We start from the raw sequence: 20,959 nt of genomic DNA, 5'->3' as shown, positions 1-20,959 counted from the left end.
GCTAAATAAATGTTATTTATAGCGCTTAGTTTTTAGGAGACCATTTAAAATCTTTACATTGGTCTTAATTAATGTATGTTTAAGTTTATGAATAAAACTTTCGTTATTGCGTTCATTCTAATTTTAAGGATGAGCTATGCGCAACAAACCCAAGTTGTCGATTTTAAAAAGGCTCATGCCTTGCTGAATGTAGACGCAGATTCTTTGCGGGTCAGTGGGCAAGTAAGCTATCAATTTAAGATTTTAAAAGCCGTAGATTCTATCTATCTCGATGCGGTAAATATGAATTTTAATAAAGTTGAAATTTTACAGGATAGTGTAAAGCTAGCATCTGCTTCTTACACTAACCTTAAAGATAAAATTGTTTTTAAATACCCGTTTCAGAAAAACAAAGATTATACCGTTCGTTTTAAGTATGAAGCAAAGCCCAAGAAAGCTTTATATTTCTTAAAACGGGAGGAAGAACCTCAAATCTGGACACAAGGTCAAGGGAAATATACCAGTCATTGGTTTCCTAGCTTAGATGATGTTAATGATAAAATTATTTTCAATCTTAGTTTAGAGGGTTGGGATAATTATACGTTTGTCGCTAATGGGGTGGCCTTAGCAGAGGAGCGCCTACATAATGGTAAACTGAAGCGATCTTACCAAATGCAGCAGCCTATGTCTAGTTATTTGCTAGCCTTGGTGTTGGGGCGTTATGAAAAAACTACAAAGGTTTCAGACCGTGGAATTCCTTTAGAGCAGTATTATTATCCTAAAGACAGCTTAAAAGTAGAACCGACCTACCGTTACTCCGAAAAGATGTTCAATTTTTTAGAACAAGAAATAGGCGTGCCTTACCCATGGCAAGTGTATAAGCAAGTGCCGGTACACGATTTTTTATATGCCGGTATGGAAAATACAAGTCTTACTATTTTTTCGGATGCCTATATGGTCGACGATATTGGGTTTAACGATAAGAACTATGTGAATATTAATGCTCACGAACTGGCGCATCAATGGTTTGGAGATCTTGTTACGGCGACCTCAGGAGAACACCATTGGTTACAAGAAGGGTTTGCAACCTATTATGCTTTGCTTGCGGAGCGTGATATTTTTGGGGAAGACTATTACTATTTTAAATTGTTAGAATCGGTTATAGATTTAAGTCACCAAGAACTATCAGGAAAAGGCACTTCGCTTTTAGATCCAAAATCGAGCAGTTTAACCTTTTACCAACGTGGTGCATGGGTGTTGCATGTCTTACGAGGTGTTGTCGGGGATCAGGTGTTTAAGCAAGCTGTAAAAAGGTATTTGGACAAACATCAATTTGGAACTGTGAAAACGACCGATTTTATTTCTGAAGTAGAAAAAGGTTATGGCCGGTCTTTATCTAGTTTTGTGAATTATTGGATTAAAAATAAAGCCTTTCCTTATGAAAAAGCCTTCGAACGATTAAAAAAGCAGTCGCCAGCCGTTAATGAATTTGCTATGGTAGATTGTGAAGCTAAAACGTCTAAATGTGCGGAGTATTTAAAGTATTATGTCTCTGATAAAGCGAAAGCAAAAGTTATTAGTCAGGTGCCAGATTTAGTCAATGCAGAAACCTTTAAAAACAATCTTAAGGTTCGCCAAGCTATTGCGCAATACGTCACTAAAATTCCAGAAAGTATAAAAACCGAATACGAGTCTTTATTAGAAGATAACTCTTATGTGACTATTGAGAAGGCTTTGTATAATCTTTGGACTAATTTCCCGCTAGACCGCTCCAAGTATTTAGCTAAAACGCGCGATGTTTCAGGGTTCAATGATAAAAATGTGAGGTTATTATGGATTGTATTAAACTTAAATACGCCCTATTATCAAACAGATAATAAGCAGCGTCTATTTGATGAGTTGGTAGACTATACCGGAGAACAATATAATGTAGAACTGAGAATGGGGGCTTTCAACTATTTGAACTTAATGTCTGCCTGTAATGAACAGTGCAGAGCCAATTTAGAAACGGCTAAAACCCATCATAATTGGAGAATGGTAAAGTTTGCAAAAGAATTATCTAACAAATTAGAAGAAAATAAAAAGTAATGCGCGCATTAGTAATTTCAGGAGGAGGAAGTAAAGGAGCATTTGCAGGTGGTGTGGCTCAATATTTAATGGAGCGCGAAAATCGAGAGTACGATATGTTCTTGGGGACCTCTACAGGTAGCTTATTGGTTCCTCATTTGGCCGTGAATAAAATAGGGAAACTCTATGATATTTTTACCAACGTTCAGCAGCAAGATATTTTTAGTGTCAGCCCTTTTATTCATCATAAAAAAGGCGATCGTGAGTACGTGTCTATTGATTATATAAATTCCCTTTGGCAGTTTATTAGGCGCCGACGAACCTTTGGTGAAAGTAAAGCGCTAAAGAGAAGTATTCAGAAGAATGTGACTTATGAAGAGTATGTTCAGATTAGAAAGGAAAAGCATGATGTTGTGGTTACTGTGGCTAATTTATCCATGAATAGGGTAGAGTATAAATCTATACAAGAGTGTACCTATGAAGAGTTTTGCAATTGGGTTTGGATTTCTTGTAATTACGTGCCTTTTATGTCTTTGGCTAAAGTTGATGGCTATGAGTATGCCGATGGCGGTCTGGGGAGTGTTATCCCTATCCGAGAGGCTATATTACGAGGCGCCACAGAGATTGATGCCATTGTTTTAGAAGCAGAAACCTTAGGGAAGCAAAAAGTATTGGGTAAAAATCCATTTTCATTAATGATTGGTTTATTTGGGCACTTGTTAAACCAAGTGGAACGTAACGATATCATTATAGGAAAACTTGCCGCTAGAAATAAAAACGTAAAACTCAACCTTTATTATACCCCAACAAGCCTTACGGAGAACTCCCTTATTTTTAGCAAACGCTTAATGGAGAAGTGGTGGAAGGAAGGTTATGGTTATGCTGAAAAAAGACATTCAAAGTAACAACGCTACCGTTTACCAATTACTGATTTTTTTTACGACCAATGAAAGACAAGAGTCTTAAATACGATTATATCATTGCTGGTGCAGGAGCATCGGGCTTACTGTTAGCTTACAGATTGTCTCAAGATCCTTTTTTTAGCTCAAAGTCTATTTTAATTGTAGATAAAGAGAAGAAAAAGGACAATGATAGAACCTGGTGTTATTGGGAGTCTGGTGTTGGTCCTTGGGATGCGCTTCTAACCAAAACATGGCATTCGGTGTACTTCGGAAGTGCCACATTTTCTAAAACAATGACTATCGCACCATATCGTTATAAGATGATTCGGAGTGCTGCGTTTTATGAATTACTTTGGAAGGAAATCGATTTAAATCCTCAGATTACTTTTGTAGCAGCTGAGGTGGAAAAGGTTTTAGAACGCGATAATCAAGTTCAGGTGATTACCCCTGCAACAACGTTTTATGGAGCTAAACTTTTCACAAGTATACCGAATCCGGAAACCTATAAGGCTCAAACGAAATTCCCTCTAATTCATCAGCATTTTGTAGGCTGGTTTATAGAAACAACATCAGATACTTTTGACGATTCAAAGGCTACCATGATGGATTTTGCCATTCCTCAAAAAGGAAATACCCGTTTTATGTATGTGCTGCCGTTATCGAAGCGCAAAGCCTTAATAGAATATACCTTGTTTTCTAAATCGCTTTTGGCCTATTCAGACTACGAGAAGGCCATAGAAGATTATTTGACGGAGAATAATATTACAGATTATACAATAGTAGAAAAGGAGCAGGGTAATATCCCAATGACCTCTTTTGATTTTAATACGCTAAATTCAAAACATATCCTTCATATAGGGACGGCAGGAGGCTGGACAAAAGCTAGTACCGGGTATACCTTTCAAAATACAGTAAAAAAGACAAAGGCCTTACAAGCATTTTTAAAACAAGATCACGATCTCCGCCGTTTTCATAAGGCTTCCAAATTCCGGTTTTACGATCTTATCTTTTTAGATGTTTTGGCCAATCATAATGGAGAAGGTGCCGCTCTTTTTAGTGCGATGTTTAAAAAGGCCCATATTAAAACGATTTTTAAATTTTTAGATGAAGAGTCCTCGTATTTTGAAGATTTAAAAATTATTCTCTCTGTGCCTCCTAAGCGTTTTATTCAAGCCTTTTTTAAGCGCTTATTCTAAAAAGTTAGGCGCTCTAGTTAAGCTTTATGACGAGGAGGGTTACTCTGGGCTATAGACTTGTCCACGATGTGGTTTTAAGGCGTCTCGTATAGGTCGCATCTCGGCCTCATCAACCACTAAGTAAGCCAAGCTGTGCATGTCGCTAAGTGTTTCAACTCCTGTAATAGTTATATCTAATTTATTAATAGCGATATATTCTTTAAGATGAATAAGGTGGTGTTCTGCTGTTTTTTGTCCGTGGGGTCCTTTAAAATCCCAGATCAGTTTTAATTGTCGCATGTATGGCTTAGTTGGGTTGGTGAACAGAAACGCCTTTTTCAAGATAATTTTTGAAATTAGACATCAAGGTTTTTGTTTGTTTCTTAAAGGCTCCAGGCATAAAGAATAAGCACAAACTCATCTTTAAACTGGTAGGCTGAAACTCATTTTTCGAAATCCAAAGTGTAGCATTGTCTTCCGTGACTTTAAAATAGTTTTCTTGTATGTTTCTTACCCCTTTAGTGGTGTAAGTGGCATGGAGCTCACTCGGTAAGTTTTGTTTCGTTACAGTTTCTAAAACTTCCATTTTACACCTTCCGAAGTTGTATTTAAGCTTAATTTTAGCGCCCAATTGGTTAGGGACCCCAGAGATATGAGACGTGCTTACCAATCCATTTTGCCAATGTTTTAAGTTGTCAATGGTGTTTAATTTTTTTAGAACTTCTGAAATGGGTTTCTCAATTAAAATTTCAGTAGAATATTGCATAGGGATACAAATTTTGGTAAAAATAAAACAGTGTTTAAAAAAAGCAATATTTTCTCGATGTCTGTCCTATTTTCTTTATTAAATACAATTTTCGGACATAATCATCGACGTACGACATTGAAAACATCAATTTTAACGATGTTAAGAATATAACAATGCTCTCCAAACAGCTTGGTAAATACGCTATTTATGTTATTTTTGCTGCATTTGAAAAGTTATTCAATGTCACAGTATGTTTAATATATAGAATAAATGATGAGTCTAAAATTTAAATGTTTGTTAGTAGTGTGCTTGGCACTAAATTTTTCTTTTTCTCAAAATAATCAAGAGACCCTTTTAGAGGTTGATGGCGAGGCCATCAGCGCTGCAGAATTTATAAGGGTGTATAAAAAAAACTTAGACCTTGTTCAAGACGAAAGTCAGAAAAATATTGACGGGTATTTAAAGTTATTTACGGAATACCAACTGAAGTTAAAGGAAGCAAAACGTTTAAAGTTAGACGAAGAAGCAAGTTATCAGCGCGAATTTAAGCGGTATAAAAAACAGCTTATTAAAAATTACATTTCAGATAATGAAGCTACAGATGCTTTAGTTAAGGAAGCTTATGAGCGTAGCAATATTGATCTTAATGCATCGCACATCTTGGTGCTTTTAAAGAGCAACGCTAAGGATACGATTAATGCTTACAATCAAGTTTTGGCCTTAAGAAAAAGAGCTTTAAAAGAAGGCTTTGATAATTTGAAACCGCTACATAATGGTAAAACTATTTTTGTGGAAGATTTAGGTTATTTTTCGGCTTTTAAAATGGTTTACGATTTTGAGTCGGCAGCCTTCAACACGCCAAAAGGAGAAATTTCAATGCCTTTTAGAACACAATTTGGTTATCATGTGGTAAAAGTTAATGATAGAAGACCAAGTCGAGGAACTTTAACGGCGGCGCATATTATGGTGAATTTTAAGTCTAAAGATTCCCTAATAGACCCAGAAGAGCGTATTAATAATATTTATAAGAAATTACAGCAAGGCGAAAGCTTTGAGTCTTTAGCAAAACAATTTTCTGACGATAAAAACTCGGCCAATAAAGGTGGGAAATTGGCACCTTTTAAAAGTGGTCAGTTAAGCTCTACTGAATTTGAAGACGCTGCTTTTGGTTTAGAACATGATGGTGATATTACCGCTCCATTTAAATCAGCCTTTGGTTGGCATATTGTAAAACGTATTGATCTACAGCCGGTGCCTTCGTTTGAAGATTCTAAATCTAAATTAGAATTACAGGTAAAAAGAGATACACGATCAAAGCTTATTGATGAAGCCATGGTTGAGAAGCTTAAATCGCAATACGAGATTACGTATAACGATGAAGCCAAAGCGTATTTTACAGGACTATTAAACGAGGATTATTACAAACGCTCTTGGGAGTTGCCAAAAGATTTTAAAGCGAATACGATGCTTTTCAAAATTAATAAAACCGTATTTACTTATGGAGATTTTGGAACACATCTAAAAACAGCAGAACGTCGTTACAGCGGGAAAAATATTGGTTTTTCAGAAATCGTAGATAAAGAGTTTCATAGTTTTTTCAAAAGCACAATTCTACAATATAGAGAGGATAACCTAGAAGTAGAAAATGAAGAATATGCGCATATTTTAAAAGAGTATAGAGATGGCTTGTTACTTTTTGATTTAATGGAGCAAGAAGTGTGGAACAAAGCCGCTAAGGATACCGTTGGTTTAGAAGAATTTTATGAGAAAAATAAAGCGAATTACCAGTGGGGCGATCGTGTTGAGGTGGTTATTGCATCTTCTGCAGACCAAGGACACATGAAAAAAATTCGTAAATTGATGAAGAAGGGGAAGTCGCAAGCTGCTATTAAAGCTAAAATAAACAACGACGAAGAACAAAACGTTATGTTTACGAAAGGGACTTATCCGGTAAACGACCCGTTATTGCCATCTAATTTTGAAGCTAAAGAAGGCGTTTCTAAAGTTTATGAAAACCATGATGCGTTTCATGTTATAGATGTCAAATCAGTATTACCAGCCGGACAAAAAACCTTAGAAGAGGCTAAAGGCAGTGTTATTAATGATTACCAAACTGAGATTGAATTAAATTGGATCAATCAATTATACGAACGCTATAATATAACCGTTAATGAAGCAACGCTTCAAGCCGTTAAAGCACAACTAGAAAATTAATTTAAACGTCTTTTGAAACATTATATATATATAGGTCTACTTTGTACATTACTTTGCGGTTGTGATTTCTTTAAGCCAGCGCAAACGGAAGATCCCATTGCTAGAGTAAATGAGAACTACCTTTACAAAGACGATCTAAAAGATGTGGTTCCATTAGGAACGCCAAAAGAGGATAGCACCTTAATGGCCAATGCCTATATAGAACGTTGGGCCAGACGCTTGCTGCTCATGGATGGCGCTTTGGTTAATCTTTCAGAAGAAAAACAAAATGAATTTTCTAAACTCGTAGAGCAATATAAAAACGACCTCTATACTAAGGCCTATTTAGAAGGTTTGGTAAAGAAATCTATAGATTCGGTAGTATCTAGGGAAACGGCAGAGCTATTTTACGAAGCGAATAAAGAGTCTTTTAAATTGAATGACGATTTAATTCAGTTTAGATATGTAAGCTTGCCTTTAAATCCTATTAATTTAGATACCATAAAAATGCGTTTTAAACGCTTTGAAGGGAAGGATAAAAAGTATCTCGATTCTATTTCTGTACAATTTAAATCTTACGCCTTAAGCGATTCCCTTTGGGTAAAACTGAGTCGTGTTACAGAGAAAATTCCGATCCTAAATAACAGTGATAAAAATGAACTGTTAAAAAAAACTAATTTTTTACAACTCAAAGATTCATTAAACTTATATTTGATGCTCGTTAATGACGTGCGCTTTCAAAATGATTATGCTCCTTTGGACTATGTGAATTCGTCAATTAAAAAAATTGTTATAAACAAGAGAAAGTTAGAGCTCATTAAGCAACTCGAAAATGATATTACAACAGATGCTATTAAAAACAATACATTCCAAATTTACAATTAAAGCCGCTTTTTTACTGTGCTTTATTTCTGTATCCATGATCAATGCTCAAGAAATCATTGATGATGAAGCCCCACAAGTAGAACAACCTAAAGATACGGTGGCCCCTGCTACGCGTATTAAAGCCGATGGTGTGGCTGCTGTTGTCGGTGATTTTATAATTTTAGAATCAGACTTAGATCGCGAAATTGCACAACTTAAAGCGCAAGGTGCCGATCTTAAAGATATTACCCGTTGCGAGCTTTTTGGAAGCCTTTTAGAAAGTAAACTTTACGCGCACCAAGCCATACAAGATAGTATTTTGGTAAACGAATTGTATATCAGTCAGAATACAGAGCAACAAATACAAGGTATTTTGGCGCAAACGCAAGGTGATATGCAAGGCTTATTAGATTTCTATAAGAAAGATTCTGAAGAAGCTTTACGTGAGGAGATGAATGAAATTAATAAAAACAGATACCTCGCTTCAGAAATGCAAGCTAAAGTAACAGGCGATATAGAAGTGACTCCAGAAGAAGTACGTACATTCTTTAATGACATTCCTGAAGATGAACGTCCAATATTTGGTACGGAATTAAAATTAGCACAAATCGTTGTTATTCCTGAAGTTACTGAAGATGCCAAGCAAGCCGTTATTGATAGACTGAAAGAATTTAAAAGAGATATTGAAGAGAATGGTGCTAGTTTTGTAACCAAAGCAATTTTCTATTCCGACGATGGTTCTAAAAGTGATGGTGGTAAATTACCAACCATGAACAGAAAGCAGCCAAGAATGGTGAAGGAATTTAGAGATGTTGTTTTCTCTATGCAAGAAGGTGAAATTTCAGAACCTTTTGAAACCGATTTTGGTTACCACATTGTACTGTTAGAAAAAATTAGAGGTCAAGAATACGATGTAAGACACATCTTATTACGTCCAGAGCTTACACAAGAAGCTATTCAGAAAGCAAAAGATGAAATTGATGAGGTAAGAGCTAAAATTATTGATGGTTCTTTAACTTTTGCAGAGGCGGCGAGAGAATTTAGTGATGAGAAAGAAACGAAATATGAAGGCGGACAATTAACAAATCCTGTGACCCAAGATTTCAATTTTGAATTAACACGTATTGAGCCTGAATTATATTCTCAAATTCAAGACTTAAAAGATGGAGAAATCAGTGAAGTGTTACAAGATGAAGATCGTGTAAATAGAATTAAGTTTAAAATTCTTACCGTTACTGACCGAATTGACGACCATAAAGCGGACTTTGCAAAAGATTACCTTAAGATTAAAAATTTAGCCTTACAAGACAAGCAAGTACAAGCCATAGCAAAATGGCAAAAAGAAACCATTGTAGATACCTATATCAAAATTAATGGGGAGTATAGAGATTGTGATTTCCAAAGTAACTGGCTAAAAAAATAAGAATGTATGTCTGATGTTACCATTATTGAAAATTTTGTTCAAAAATATGCTGCGCTAAAGAAAGAAGTCGCCAAAGTGATCATCGGTCAAGATGAAGTGGTAGACCAAATTCTGATTTCAATTTTCTCTGGCGGTCACTCGCTTTTAGTTGGAGTCCCTGGATTGGCAAAGACATTAATGGTAAATACAATTGCACAAGCCTTAGGTTTAAATTTTAAGCGTATTCAGTTCACGCCAGACCTGATGCCTAGTGATATTTTAGGAAGTGAAATCCTAGATGAAAACAGACAGTTTAAGTTTATAAAAGGTCCAATATTTTCTAATATTGTTTTGGCCGATGAGATTAACAGAACACCACCTAAAACACAAGCCGCTTTATTAGAGGCGATGCAAGAACGCTCGGTAACGGTAGCCGGACATCAGTACAAATTAGATTTACCTTATTTTGTATTGGCCACTCAAAATCCAATTGAGCAAGAAGGAACTTACCCTTTACCAGAAGCGCAATTAGACCGTTTTATGTTTGCCATAAACTTGGAGTATCCTTCGTTTCAAGAAGAGGTAGATGTGGTTAAAGCTACCACCACAGACGTTAAAAAGACGGTGAATGCTTTGTTTACGGCCCAAGAAATTATAGACTTTCAGAATGTAATTCGTCGTATTCCGGTAGCCGATAATGTTATTGAATATGCCGTTTCTTTAGTTGCTAAAACAAGACCCAAAGCTAATTCTGCAGCCGAAATTGTTAAAGATTTTATCGATTGGGGTGCAGGACCTAGAGCCTCTCAAAACTTAATTTTAGCAGCCAAAACCCACGCCGCAACACAAGGTAAATTTTCACCAGATATTGAGAATGTTCAGGCCGTTGCCATTGGTATTTTAAGACACCGTATCATTAAAAATTACAAGGCTGAAGCGGAAGGCGTTTCCGAAGAAAAGATTATTCAGAGTCTCTTTTAATTCTACCATATCTTACCGGAATTTACGCTTGACTTGCGCCTGAAAAAAAGCCGCAATTTTACTTACATTTTTTAGAGCATTACCGTAGGGTATGCAGCGTTTTCAAACGTTTTCTTTACGTATTTTGAGAAACGATTTAGGACCTTCATTTCCGTTTTAAATTAATTCATATTAATTCTAAATAAATCACTAGAGATAGGTGTGTGTCAATACCTTGTTTTATAGGGGTTTAATTGAGTTTTAGCGCTATCGAAGTTTTTCATATCACCATAGATTTAAAGAATAGGGCATATGCGGCTATATTTCTAAAATGTGTAAATTTGTTTCGTTTTAAAATAAACTAATAAAACACTTAAAGAATTCTATTTTATATTATATGAACATTTATAAAGATTACCTAAAGCAGATAGAAGAACGTAAAGAACAAGGGCTTCATCCGCAACCTATTGATGGTGCTGATTTATTAAGTCAGATCATTACGCAAATTAAAGATGTAGATCATGAAGATAGAGAAGCTTCTCTAGATTTCTTTATCTATAATGTGTTACCAGGAACAACAAGTGCTGCTGGTGTTAAGGCCAAGTTTTTAAAAGAAATCATTTTAGGAGAAGCCGTGGTTAAAGAAATTTCTCCAAGCTTCGCTTTTGAGCAATTGTCTCATATGAAAGGTGGGCCCTCTATTGAAGTCTTATTAGATTTAGCTTTAGGTAACGATGCCGCTATTGCTAAAGAGGCTGCTGAAGTTTTAAAAACTCAAGTATTCCTTTATGAAGCGGATACCGCACGTTTAGAAGCGGCTTATAAAGAAGGAAGTGCAATTGCAAAAGAGATCATTGAGAGCTATGCAAAAGCAGAATTTTTCACTAAGCTTCCTGAAGTTGAAGAAGAAATTAAAGTTGTAACCTTTATTGCAGGAGTTGGTGATATTTCTACCGATTTATTATCGCCAGGTGGTGATGCACACTCTAGATCGGATAGAGAATTACATGGTCAGTGTTTATTTGAGCACAATAGAGAAAAGCAAAATGAATTAAAAGCCTTACAAGCAGAGCACCCAGATAAACGCGTGATGCTTATTGCTGAAAAAGGAACCATGGGAGTAGGATCTTCTAGAATGTCTGGTGTAAATAACGTAGCGTTATGGACCGGGATTAAATCAAGTCCTTACGTTCCATTTATAAATATTGCCCCAATTATTGCTGGGACAAACGGTATTTCTCCAATTTTCTTAACCACTGTTGGGGTTACAGGAGGGATAGGAATTGACCTTAAAAACTGGGTTAAAACTTATGATGCAGAAGGAAACGTTATCAGAGATGAAAACGGCGATCCTGTTTTAGAGGAAGCTTATTCTGTAGCTACTGGTACTGTATTAACGGTTAATACAAAAGAGAAAAAGTTATACAACGGCGATCAAGAGTTAATGGACATTTCAGCGTCATTAACGCCTCAGAAATTAGAGTTTATTAAAGCGGGTGGATCTTATGCTGTGGTATTTGGTAAAAAATTACAAACCTTCGCTTCAAAATGCTTAGATATTGATGTAGTACCTGTTTATGCAACATCAAAAGAAATCTCTATCGAAGGGCAAGGCCTTACAGCTGTTGAAAAAATATTCAACAAAAACGCCGTAGGAACAACACCAGGGAAAACTTTACATGCAGGTTCTGATGTACGTGTAGAAGTTAATATTGTTGGGTCTCAAGATACAACAGGTTTAATGACTTCTCAAGAGTTAGAAATGATGGCAGCGACGATTATTTCTCCAATTGTTGATGGGGCGTACCAATCAGGTTGTCATACCGCTTCAGTTTGGGATAATAAGTCTAAAGCGAACATTCCTAGATTGATGAAATTTATGAATGATTTCGGATTGATTACAGCGCGTGATCCTGAAAACAAATACAAGCCAATGACCGATGTGATTCACAAGGTGTTGAATGACATTACTGTAGATGATTGGGCTATAATTATTGGTGGAGATTCACATACAAGAATGTCTAAAGGTGTAGCATTCGGAGCCGATTCTGGTACCGTAGCCTTAGCTTTAGCAACCGGTGAGGCGTCTATGCCAATTCCACAGTCTGTAAAAGTGACTTTTAAAGGCGAGATGAAAGACTATATGGATTTCCGTGATGTCGTTCATGCAACGCAACAACAAATGCTTTCACAGTTTGGTGGAGATAACGTATTCCAAGGGCGTATTATTGAAGTTCATTTAGGAACTTTAACTGCCGATCAGGCCTTTACGTTTACCGATTGGACTGCTGAAATGAAAGCAAAAGCATCAATCTGTATTTCTGAAGACGAAACTTTAATCGAATCGTTAGAGATTGCGAAAAGCAGAATTCAGATTATGATTGATAAAGGTATGGACAACAAATTGAACGTACTTCAAGGATTAATTGACATTGCTGAAAAGCGTATTGCTGAAATTAAGTCAGGCGAAAAACCTGCTTTAGCACCAGATGCAAATGCTAAATATTTTGCAGAAGTTGTTGTAGATCTCGATCAGATTGCAGAACCAATGATTGCAGATCCAGATGTTAATAATGATGATGTTTCTAAGCGTTATACACACGATACCATTAGACCGTTATCATTCTACGGAGGGACGAAACAAGTTGATTTAGGATTTATAGGATCTTGTATGGTACATAAAGGCGATATGAAGATTTTAGCACAAATGCTAAAGAATATCGAAGCACAACAAGGAAAGGTTGAATTTAATGCACCTTTAGTTGTAGCACCTCCAACGTACAATATTGTAGATGAATTAAAAGCAGAAGGCGACTGGGAAGTTTTACAGAAGTATTCTGGATTTGAATTTGATGATAATGCGCCTAAGGCTGCAGCACGTACTAAATATGAAAACATGTTGTATTTAGAGCGTCCAGGGTGTAACCTATGTATGGGTAACCAAGAGAAAGCTGAACCAGGAGATACGGTAATGGCAACATCTACACGTTTATTCCAAGGACGTGTGGTAAAAGATTCAGGAGAGAAAAAAGGAGAGTCTTTATTAACGTCAACACCAGTTGTAGTATTATCTACAATCCTAGGAAGAACACCAAACCTTACGGAATATCAAGCCGCTGTAGAAGGGATTAACTTAACAAAGTTTAAGCCTTCTAGCAAGTTGTTAGCCGTATAAGACATAATGTTTTATATATTAAAAGCCTGAGTTTTTAAACTCAGGCTTTTTTTGTGTCAAGGATTCTCGTAAATGGGCTAAGCAGTTTAAAGATGACTAGTGGCAAACTGGCCATAATTCTGTGTTTACTTTCAGATAAGAAGATCTGCCCAAACTTCGCCCGTTTCGTTTTTATAATAATTCTATATTTTGTATATTGTAGGATTGAATTAATTTAAATTTTAACAGATATACATATGGCATTTGACATCGACATGATTAAAGGTGTGTACACCAAAATGACTGACCGTGTAGACAAAGCACGAGAGATTGTAGGTAAACCACTAACACTTTCAGAAAAAATACTCTATTCTCACTTGTGGGATGGTAAAACAGATCAAGCGTTTACAAGAGGGAAGGATTATGTAGATTTTGCGCCAGACCGTGTGGCTTGCCAAGATGCAACAGCACAGATGGCCTTGTTACAATTTATGCAAGCCGGTAAGCCTAAAGTTGCAGTCCCTACCACAGTGCATTGTGATCATTTAATTCAAGCGAAAGATGGGGCGGCTACAGATTTAAAGCATGCCAACCAGACGAGTAGTGAAGTTTTTGATTTTTTAGAGTCTGTTTCTAATAAATATGGAATTGGATTTTGGAAACCTGGAGCTGGTATTATTCACCAAGTTGTTTTAGAAAATTACGCCTTTCCTGGTGGAATGATGATAGGTACAGATTCACATACCGTAAATGCTGGTGGACTAGGAATGGTTGCTATCGGTGTAGGTGGTGCAGATGCTGTAGATGTTATGGCAGGTATGGCTTGGGAGCTTAAATTCCCTAAACTAATTGGTGTGAAACTAACTGGAACACTTTCAGGATGGACAGCACCTAAAGATGTAATTTTAAAAGTTGCTGAAATTCTTACCGTAAAAGGAGGAACAGGAGCTATTGTAGAATATTTTGGACCAGGAGCAACGTCTATGTCTTGTACTGGTAAAGGTACCATCTGTAATATGGGTGCTGAAATTGGAGCGACAACGTCAACCTTTGGATACGATGATTCTATGGAGCGCTATTTACGTTCTACAGATCGTGCTGATGTGGCGGATGAAGCTAATAAAATTAGAGAATACTTAACGGCAGATGAAGAGGTATATGCTAATCCTGAAGCGTATTTCGATCAGGTGATTGAAATTAACCTTTCAGAATTAGGTCCACTTCTAAATGGTCCGTTTACGCCAGATTTATCTACAGAAGTTGGATCGGCAATGACAGAAAAAGCAACGGCTAATGACTGGCCACTTCAAGTAGAATGGGGACTTATTGGGTCTTGTACCAATTCTTCTTATGAAGATTTATCTAGAGCCTCATCTATAGCGCAGCAAGCTTTAGATAAAGGTTTAAAAATTAAAGCCGATTTAGGAATAAATCCAGGATCAGAGCAAGTGCGTTATACGGCAGAACGTGATGGTATTTTAGGCATTTTTGAAAAACTAGATGCTAAAATTTTTACCAACGCTTGTGGACCATGTATTGGTCAGTGGGCACGTTATAGTGATCCTAAAAACGCACCAAAAAACAGTATCGTTCATTCGTTTAACCGAAATTTTGCCAAGCGTGCAGATGGAAACCCTAATACGCATGCCTTCGTGGCTTCTCCAGAATTAACGGCAGCAATTGCTATTGCTGGACGCTTAGATTTTAATCCTTTAACGGACAAACTGATCAATGATAATGGGGAAGAGGTGATGTTTGAAGAACCAACAGGATGGGAACTACCTCCTAAAGGTTTTGAAGTGAAAGATAATGGTTATTTAGCACCAAGAGAAGACGGTAGTAGCGTTGTGGTGTCTGTAGCTGATGATTCTGAACGTCTGCAATTACTAGAGCCATTTACACCGCTCGGAGATAGTATTATAGGAGCGAAGTTATTGATAAAAGCTTTTGGAAAATGTACTACAGACCATATTTCTATGGCCGGACCTTGGTTACGTTTTAGAGGGCACTTAGATAATATTGCAAACAATACCTTAATTGGAGCAGTAAATGCCTTCGGAAAGAAAACCAATTTTGTGAAGAACCAATTAATTGGAGAATATGAAGGGGTGCCAGATACCGCAAGAGCGTATAAAGCAGCCGGAATAAAATCTATTGTTGTTGGTGATCATAATTATGGTGAAGGATCTTCTAGAGAGCACGCCGCAATGCAACCAAGACATTTAGGTGTGGCTGCAGTGATTGTAAAGTCTTTTGCACGTATCCATGAAACGAATCTTAAAAAACAAGGAATGTTAGGTTTAACATTCGATAATGAAGCGGACTACGATTTAATACAAGAAGATGATACGTTCAACTTTACAGATTTAAATGAATTTGCTCCAGATAAGCAATTACATGTGGAGGTGGTTCATAAAGATGGAACAAAGGATGTGTTAGCCTTAAATCATACCTATAATCAAGCACAAATTGAGTGGTATAATGAAGGGTCTGCATTAAACCTGATTAAAAAGCAAAATGCCTAATAGTTAAAAAGGCATAACGTGATAAAAACTCCTGAGTATTCAGGAGTTTTTTTTATACTCAAAAGTTCGTAAGTTATGGCCGCTGTCTAAGACCAAACGGCATAACAAAACGTTTTAATCATTCTTATAATGCGTGAAGAAAAACCCCGAAAGTCTAAAAAAGAAAAGGTTTATAATGTTTTATTTATTGTAATCATTTTGTTGCTTTTAATCCCTCAAACTAGAGTGCCTCTGCAAGTGGTATTACATAAAGGGTTGAGTTATATAAAATCGTCTTCTATGATCGAAGAAGAACAACAAATTCAACTGGATGATCTCAATTGGATTCTAAAAGAAGAGGATGGGAGCACCATGAATTTTAGCCGTACTAAAGGTAAAGTGGTACTTATAAATTTCTGGGCGACATGGTGTCCTCCTTGTATTGCAGAAATGCCAAGTCTTCAAGCCTTGTATGAGGATTATGGCGATGAAGTGGTCTTTTTATTTGTAACCAACGATGTTATTGAAACTGTTGAAGCGTTTAAGGAGAAGCGCGGTTTCAATTTTAAGAGCGTTCAGCCTGTAACTAAGCCACCCGAAGCTTTATTGACCAGTTCTATTCCTAGAACCCTAATCATTAGTAAAAATGGGGCTATTGTCGTTGATGAAACAGGTGCTGTAAACTGGAATAGTGCCAGCGTAAGAGCACAATTAGATGCATTGTTGGCGGAAAGCTTATAAACAATTATCTATTTAAAATATTTAAAGGGAACAACGAGCATCCCAAAATTTTCACCTTTGTGTTTGCCTAAGTGTTTATGATGAATTTTGTGCGCACGTCTTAAGCCTCTAGCATATTTGTTATCGATATTTCTTAACCATTTAAAACGTTGGTGAATAAAGATATCGTGTACAATAAAATAAGCCATACCATAGACTAAGATGCCCAAACCAATAGGTAGGGTATACCAAACATCTTCATAACTCCACAAATAAAAGCAGGTTATACTTACAATAGCGTAGAAAATAAAGAACGCATCGTTACGCTCAAACCAGCTATCGTGGTCTTTATGATGGTGGTCTTTATGCAAGCTCCATAGAAAACCATGCATAATATATTTATGCGTAAACCACGCATTAAATTCCATCATAGAAAATGTTCCGAGAAAAATAAGGATCCAATAAAACGTTTGCATAATAAGTGTTAACTAGGTTTAAAGTAAATTAAGTTGGTACTTAACATAACTTCTTGTGAGTAATTCTATTTTTCTATAATTAGGAACTCTTATTCGAGTTGACTTAATCTGTAAGGCCGGGGTATTCTTTAGTTTTTCTAGCAGCTTACTGTAATAACGATACGCCATAAACACGCCAAACTTCGCTTCTAAAGGTAATTTCCTAATTCCTTGTAATCCTTTAGCAAAATCCGCTTCAATTTCTGTGATAATCGCTTTTTTTGAAGCTTCATCTAACTGATTTAAATCGGTATTTGGAAAATACGTTCGACTTAAATCTTCAAAATCGGCTTTTAAATCGCGCAAGAAATTCACCTTTTGAAAAGCAGAACCTAAACTCATAGCAGAGTCCTTTAATTCATCAAACTTAGCCTGATCTCCTTTTACAAAAACCTTTAAGCACATGAGGCCTACAACATCTGCAGATCCGTAAATGTAGGTTTTATATTCAGCATCCGTTAAGTAATCTTTTTTATGAAGGTCTAGACGCATACTGTGCATAAAAGCTTCTACATAGTGTTTGTCAATCCCATAATTATGATAGGTTTCTTGAAAGGCGTTCAATATCGGATTTAAACTAATCTTATCTTCTAATGCGGCTTCAAGATCGTTTTCAAATCGATTAAAAAGCGTTTCTTTATCATAATCATGAAAAGAATCTACAATTTCATCAGCAAACCGTACAAAACCATAAATATTATAGATGTCCTGTCTTATATTTTTTGAGAGCATTTTGGTCGCTAAGGAGAATGACGTACTGTAAGCATTTGTCACAACTTGGCTGCAGGTCTTAGAAACGGTGTCAAAAATTGATTTCATAGGTTCAGATGTCTTAATTGTTAAACTTCATTTTGTTGTATCAGTTCAGCAACGAGCTTACCTGAAATTAAAGCCGGAGGAACGCCGGGACCAGGAACTGTAAGTTGTCCTGTAAAATATAATCCATTTACTTTCTTACTTTTTAATTTAGGTCTTAAAAAGGCAGTTTGCATTAGGCTGTTGGCCATGCCATAAGCATTACCTTTATAAGAATTGTAATCTTCAATAAAATCATTGACGCAATACGAGACTTGAAATTGAATGTGGTCTTTTAAATTTTGACCCGTTCGTGCTTCAAAACGATCCATAATTAAATCGAAATATTGCGCTCTTAAAGCTGGGGTATCTTCTAAGCCAGGGGCAATTGGAATTAAGAAAAAACCAGTCTCACAGCCTTGAGGTGCCATGCTCGCGTCGGTAACTGAAGGAAAGTTAACATAAAATAATGGATTTTTAGGCCATTTTGGGTCATCATAAATCTCTTCAGCATGATTTTCGAAATTAGTATCGAAGAATAAATTGTGGTGTTCTACGTTTTTTAGCTTCTTTTTAATCCCAACATAAAAGAGGAGGGAAGACGGCGCAAACGTACGGCTCTCCCAATAAGCTTCGCTATATTGTCGGTACTTTTGGTCTAAAAGAGTTTCGCTATGGTGGTAGTCCGCACCACTTAAGATGACATCAGAATGAATGATTTGATTATTCACCGTGATACTTACCGCTTTGTTATTTTCAACCGTAATTTTTTCAACATTACTATCGGTATAGATAGTAACGCCTAAACTTTCGGCTAAGGTTTTTATAGCCTTAACAATTTCATACATACCGCCTTTAGGATGCCAAGTTCCTAAACCAAAATCGGCAAAATTCATAAAACTATAAAAGGACGGAGTTTGGTTCGGTTTAGCGCCTAAAAACAAAACCGGAAATTCTAAGGTAGAAATCAGTTTAGGATTTTTAAAATTTTTACGCACTTCAGAACTAATAGTCTTATAAAACTGATCTAACCTTGTAATGGTATCTTTAGTGACAAGTTCTAATGGCGAAAGCCCTGGTTTTAAAACTATTTTATTAATGGCAATATTGTAATTATCTTGTGCTTTGGCAATAAAGCGACGCAAGGGCTTAGAGCTTCCGGCTTCAATACGTTCAAACTCTTCACAAATTTGATCCATATGATCTCCTATGGTAATCACATCATCTGAAAAGAAAATTTTATAGGCCGGACTCAATTTGTCTAATTGGTAATAGTCGCTAGTAGCTTTTCCGAAATCACTGAAAAATTTATCAAATATATCGGGCATCCAGTACCAACTGGGACCAATATCAAAAGTGAAACCTTCTTTTACAATTTGTCGTGCTCTACCGCCAACGGTTGCGTTTTTTTCATACACAGAGACCTTATGTCCTGCTTTAGCTAAATAACAGGAGGCTGATAGTGCAGAAAAGCCAGAACCGATAATAGAGATAGTTTTATGCATTGTAATTATAGGGCGTTAGTAAGCGATTTGATAGTTTTAAAAGTAGTAATGCCTTCAGGTAATTGATCCGGGTCAATAGCATTAAGTCTATTTCCTAAAACCCAAAAATTGGTATTAGGCTTATCTAATAACAGCGATTCAAATTCATTGATATAGCCCAAAACTTTATCTTGTTCTGGCTTCACTGTAAAATAAGAAATAAAGGTGATATCATCATAGTAATTCTGTAAGGCCAGTAAATTATCTAAGGGTACACTCTGTCCTAAATAGATTGAACGATGCCCATGACTGGTCACTTCATGATGGATAAAGGTTAAGCCTAAATCGTGTATTTCGTTATCCGGAAGGAATAAAACAAAGGTCTTTAATGGCTTTAATTGTTGATTGGCTTGAATTTTTTCAATATTAATTAAAATCTTCTGACGGATAAGAATGGAAATAAAGTGCTCGTGCGCCGGAGTGATGGTATCGGTTTGCCATAAGAAACCTACGTCCTGTAATAAAGGAATGAAAATATTATAGAATATGGTTTCAAATGATTTTTCTGAGAGCAGCGCATCATAAGTGGTGTAAAACAAGCTTTGGTCAAAATTGAGCATCGCTAATTTAAATGCGTTAATAGCGTGGCTATCTGAATTGGCTTCACTGGCATGTTCTCTTACTAACTTCGGAATCTCTTGCGCATCAATGGTTGCAATTTTTGAAATTTTAAAACCATTATTATTAAGGTAACTTACGTTGAGTAACTTTTGAAAGTTAGCTAGGTCATAATACCTAATATTCGTATCTGTGCGTTTAGGTTCAAGGAGGTTGTATCGTTTTTCCCATATTCTAATGGTGTGGGCTTTGATACCTGTAAGATTTTCTAGGTCCTTTATGCTGAACCTACTTTTAATATTGTTCATTTTTTCGGAAAAATGTTTAAACAAAAATAGTGTTTAAACTTATATGAAGCTTGAAATTAACAAAAAATATAGAAAAAAGTGTAAGAAAAGTAAAACAACCCCAATTCCGAAGCGGTATGCAATGCTAGTGATAGTGTTAAGCGTGATGGTAAAAGGATAAGGAGCCTTGTGTATGATAGACTCAAATGCGTATTGGTTTAACTTCTACAAAGCACTTTTTAAAAATTAAAGGCGAATGATTAAACTAGGAGAGGTTGAGATAGTGTGCGCGTTTCAGGAAGTATTACTAAGGGACAAAAAAAATCCTTGAAAGCCTTTTCTATAAAGGATAACAAGGATTTATATGGTGCGCACGAGAAGACTCGAACTTCCACGGACTAATGTCCATCAACCCCTCAAGCTGACGCGTCTACCAATTCCGCCACGTGCGCAAATAACTATGAGGTAAATATAAAAAAAGTTAAGCGGTTTGCTTAACTTTTTTCTCTGTGACCAGTCTGGGGCTCGAACCCAGGACCCTCTCCTTAAAAGGGAGATGCTCTGCCAACTGAGCTAACTGGTCATTATGTTT

The 20,959-nt window shown here is 36.4% G+C and carries 16 protein-coding genes and 2 tRNA genes; 10 read left to right on the top strand and 8 right to left on the bottom strand.

The genetic code is table 11. From position 1 onward, the window contains the following. Nucleotides 1-87: 87 nt before the first annotated feature. The 3 genes from ACFQ13_RS00210 to ACFQ13_RS00200 are packed head-to-tail and all read left to right on the top strand — an operon-like array spanning nucleotide 88 to nucleotide 4,144. A complete protein-coding gene (locus ACFQ13_RS00210; RefSeq protein WP_386113088.1) occupies nucleotides 88-2,067 on the top strand; it encodes a M1 family metallopeptidase in 1,980 nt (659 codons plus the stop codon). Further along, nucleotides 2,067-2,951: a patatin-like phospholipase family protein gene (locus ACFQ13_RS00205; protein ID WP_114309744.1), complete on the top strand. Its 885-nt coding sequence runs from the start codon at nucleotides 2,067-2,069 to the stop codon at nucleotides 2,949-2,951. Before ACFQ13_RS00210 ends, ACFQ13_RS00205 begins: the two co-directional genes overlap by 1 nt. Nucleotides 2,952-2,992: 41 nt before the next feature. Then, nucleotides 2,993-4,144: a lycopene cyclase family protein gene (locus tag ACFQ13_RS00200; RefSeq protein ID WP_386113087.1), complete on the top strand. Its 1,152-nt coding sequence runs from the start codon at nucleotides 2,993-2,995 to the stop codon at nucleotides 4,142-4,144. Nucleotides 4,145-4,183: 39 nt separating this feature from the next. Here ACFQ13_RS00200 and ACFQ13_RS00195 read toward each other — a convergent pair whose 3' ends face one another. Further along, entirely contained in the window at nucleotides 4,184-4,423 is a 240-nt protein-coding gene (locus ACFQ13_RS00195) for a hypothetical protein (RefSeq protein WP_386113086.1), read from the bottom strand. A gap of 7 nt (nucleotides 4,424-4,430) precedes the next feature. After that, nucleotides 4,431-4,889 (bottom strand): SRPBCC family protein, encoded by a 459-nt coding sequence (locus ACFQ13_RS00190; RefSeq protein ID WP_386113085.1) that lies wholly within the window; start codon nucleotides 4,887-4,889, stop codon nucleotides 4,431-4,433. A 285-nt stretch (nucleotides 4,890-5,174) separates the two neighbouring features. Between ACFQ13_RS00190 and ACFQ13_RS00185 the strand changes: the two genes are divergently transcribed. From ACFQ13_RS00185 to ACFQ13_RS00155, 7 genes are all read left to right on the top strand, one after another. Continuing rightward, complete coding sequence (locus tag ACFQ13_RS00185; protein ID WP_386113395.1) at nucleotides 5,175-7,085, top strand: peptidylprolyl isomerase; 1,911 nt, start codon at nucleotides 5,175-5,177, stop codon at nucleotides 7,083-7,085. Nucleotides 7,086-7,097: 12 nt separating this feature from the next. Next, nucleotides 7,098-7,949: a peptidyl-prolyl cis-trans isomerase gene (locus ACFQ13_RS00180; protein ID WP_386113084.1), complete on the top strand. Its 852-nt coding sequence runs from the start codon at nucleotides 7,098-7,100 to the stop codon at nucleotides 7,947-7,949. After that, nucleotides 7,897-9,351, top strand: a complete 1,455-nt coding sequence (locus ACFQ13_RS00175) for a peptidylprolyl isomerase (RefSeq protein ID WP_386113083.1) — start codon at nucleotides 7,897-7,899, stop codon at nucleotides 9,349-9,351. The genes ACFQ13_RS00180 and ACFQ13_RS00175 overlap by 53 nt, the downstream gene beginning before the upstream one ends. Before the next feature lie 6 nt (nucleotides 9,352-9,357). After that, nucleotides 9,358-10,311 carry an AAA family ATPase gene (locus ACFQ13_RS00170; RefSeq protein WP_386113082.1) on the top strand — a complete coding sequence of 318 codons (954 nt, stop codon included), beginning with the start codon at nucleotides 9,358-9,360 and terminating at the stop codon, nucleotides 10,309-10,311. Between the two features lie 376 nt (nucleotides 10,312-10,687). Next, the gene (locus ACFQ13_RS00165; protein WP_386113081.1) at nucleotides 10,688-13,465 is read left to right on the top strand and encodes a bifunctional aconitate hydratase 2/2-methylisocitrate dehydratase; all 2,778 of its coding nucleotides are present in this window, start codon (nucleotides 10,688-10,690) and stop codon (nucleotides 13,463-13,465) included. 236 nt (nucleotides 13,466-13,701) lie between these two features. Continuing rightward, the gene (locus ACFQ13_RS00160) at nucleotides 13,702-15,969 is read left to right on the top strand and encodes an aconitate hydratase (RefSeq protein WP_386113080.1); all 2,268 of its coding nucleotides are present in this window, start codon (nucleotides 13,702-13,704) and stop codon (nucleotides 15,967-15,969) included. Between the two features lie 129 nt (nucleotides 15,970-16,098). Further along, nucleotides 16,099-16,689 (top strand): TlpA family protein disulfide reductase, encoded by a 591-nt coding sequence (locus ACFQ13_RS00155; protein ID WP_386113079.1) that lies wholly within the window; start codon nucleotides 16,099-16,101, stop codon nucleotides 16,687-16,689. Nucleotides 16,690-16,697: 8 nt separating this feature from the next. On the opposite strand, the gene ACFQ13_RS00150 is transcribed toward ACFQ13_RS00155, so the two are convergent. The 6 genes from ACFQ13_RS00150 to ACFQ13_RS00125 form a co-directional block, all read right to left on the bottom strand. Further along, nucleotides 16,698-17,144: a sterol desaturase family protein gene (locus ACFQ13_RS00150; protein WP_114309734.1), complete on the bottom strand. Its 447-nt coding sequence runs from the start codon at nucleotides 17,142-17,144 to the stop codon at nucleotides 16,698-16,700. Between the two features lie 18 nt (nucleotides 17,145-17,162). Beyond that, a complete protein-coding gene (locus tag ACFQ13_RS00145) occupies nucleotides 17,163-18,002 on the bottom strand; it encodes a phytoene/squalene synthase family protein (RefSeq protein ID WP_386113078.1) in 840 nt (279 codons plus the stop codon). 20 nt (nucleotides 18,003-18,022) lie between these two features. Beyond that, nucleotides 18,023-19,483 carry a phytoene desaturase family protein gene (locus ACFQ13_RS00140; protein ID WP_386113077.1) on the bottom strand — a complete coding sequence of 487 codons (1,461 nt, stop codon included), beginning with the start codon at nucleotides 19,481-19,483 and terminating at the stop codon, nucleotides 18,023-18,025. 5 nt (nucleotides 19,484-19,488) lie between these two features. Continuing rightward, on the bottom strand, nucleotides 19,489-20,388 hold the full coding sequence (locus tag ACFQ13_RS00135; RefSeq protein WP_386113076.1) for a MerR family transcriptional regulator: 900 nt from the start codon (nucleotides 20,386-20,388) through the stop codon (nucleotides 19,489-19,491). A 344-nt stretch (nucleotides 20,389-20,732) separates the two neighbouring features. Continuing rightward, nucleotides 20,733-20,819, bottom strand: a tRNA-Leu gene (locus ACFQ13_RS00130). Nucleotides 20,820-20,877: 58 nt separating this feature from the next. Continuing rightward, nucleotides 20,878-20,950, bottom strand: a tRNA-Lys gene (locus ACFQ13_RS00125). Nucleotides 20,951-20,959: the final 9 nt, after the last annotated feature.

Source organism: Winogradskyella rapida (assembly GCF_042675845.1).
In the GTDB taxonomy this organism is placed as follows: Bacteria; Bacteroidota; Bacteroidia; order Flavobacteriales; family Flavobacteriaceae; genus Winogradskyella; species Winogradskyella rapida.
This window is presented reverse-complemented; position numbering and strand designations above follow the sequence as displayed.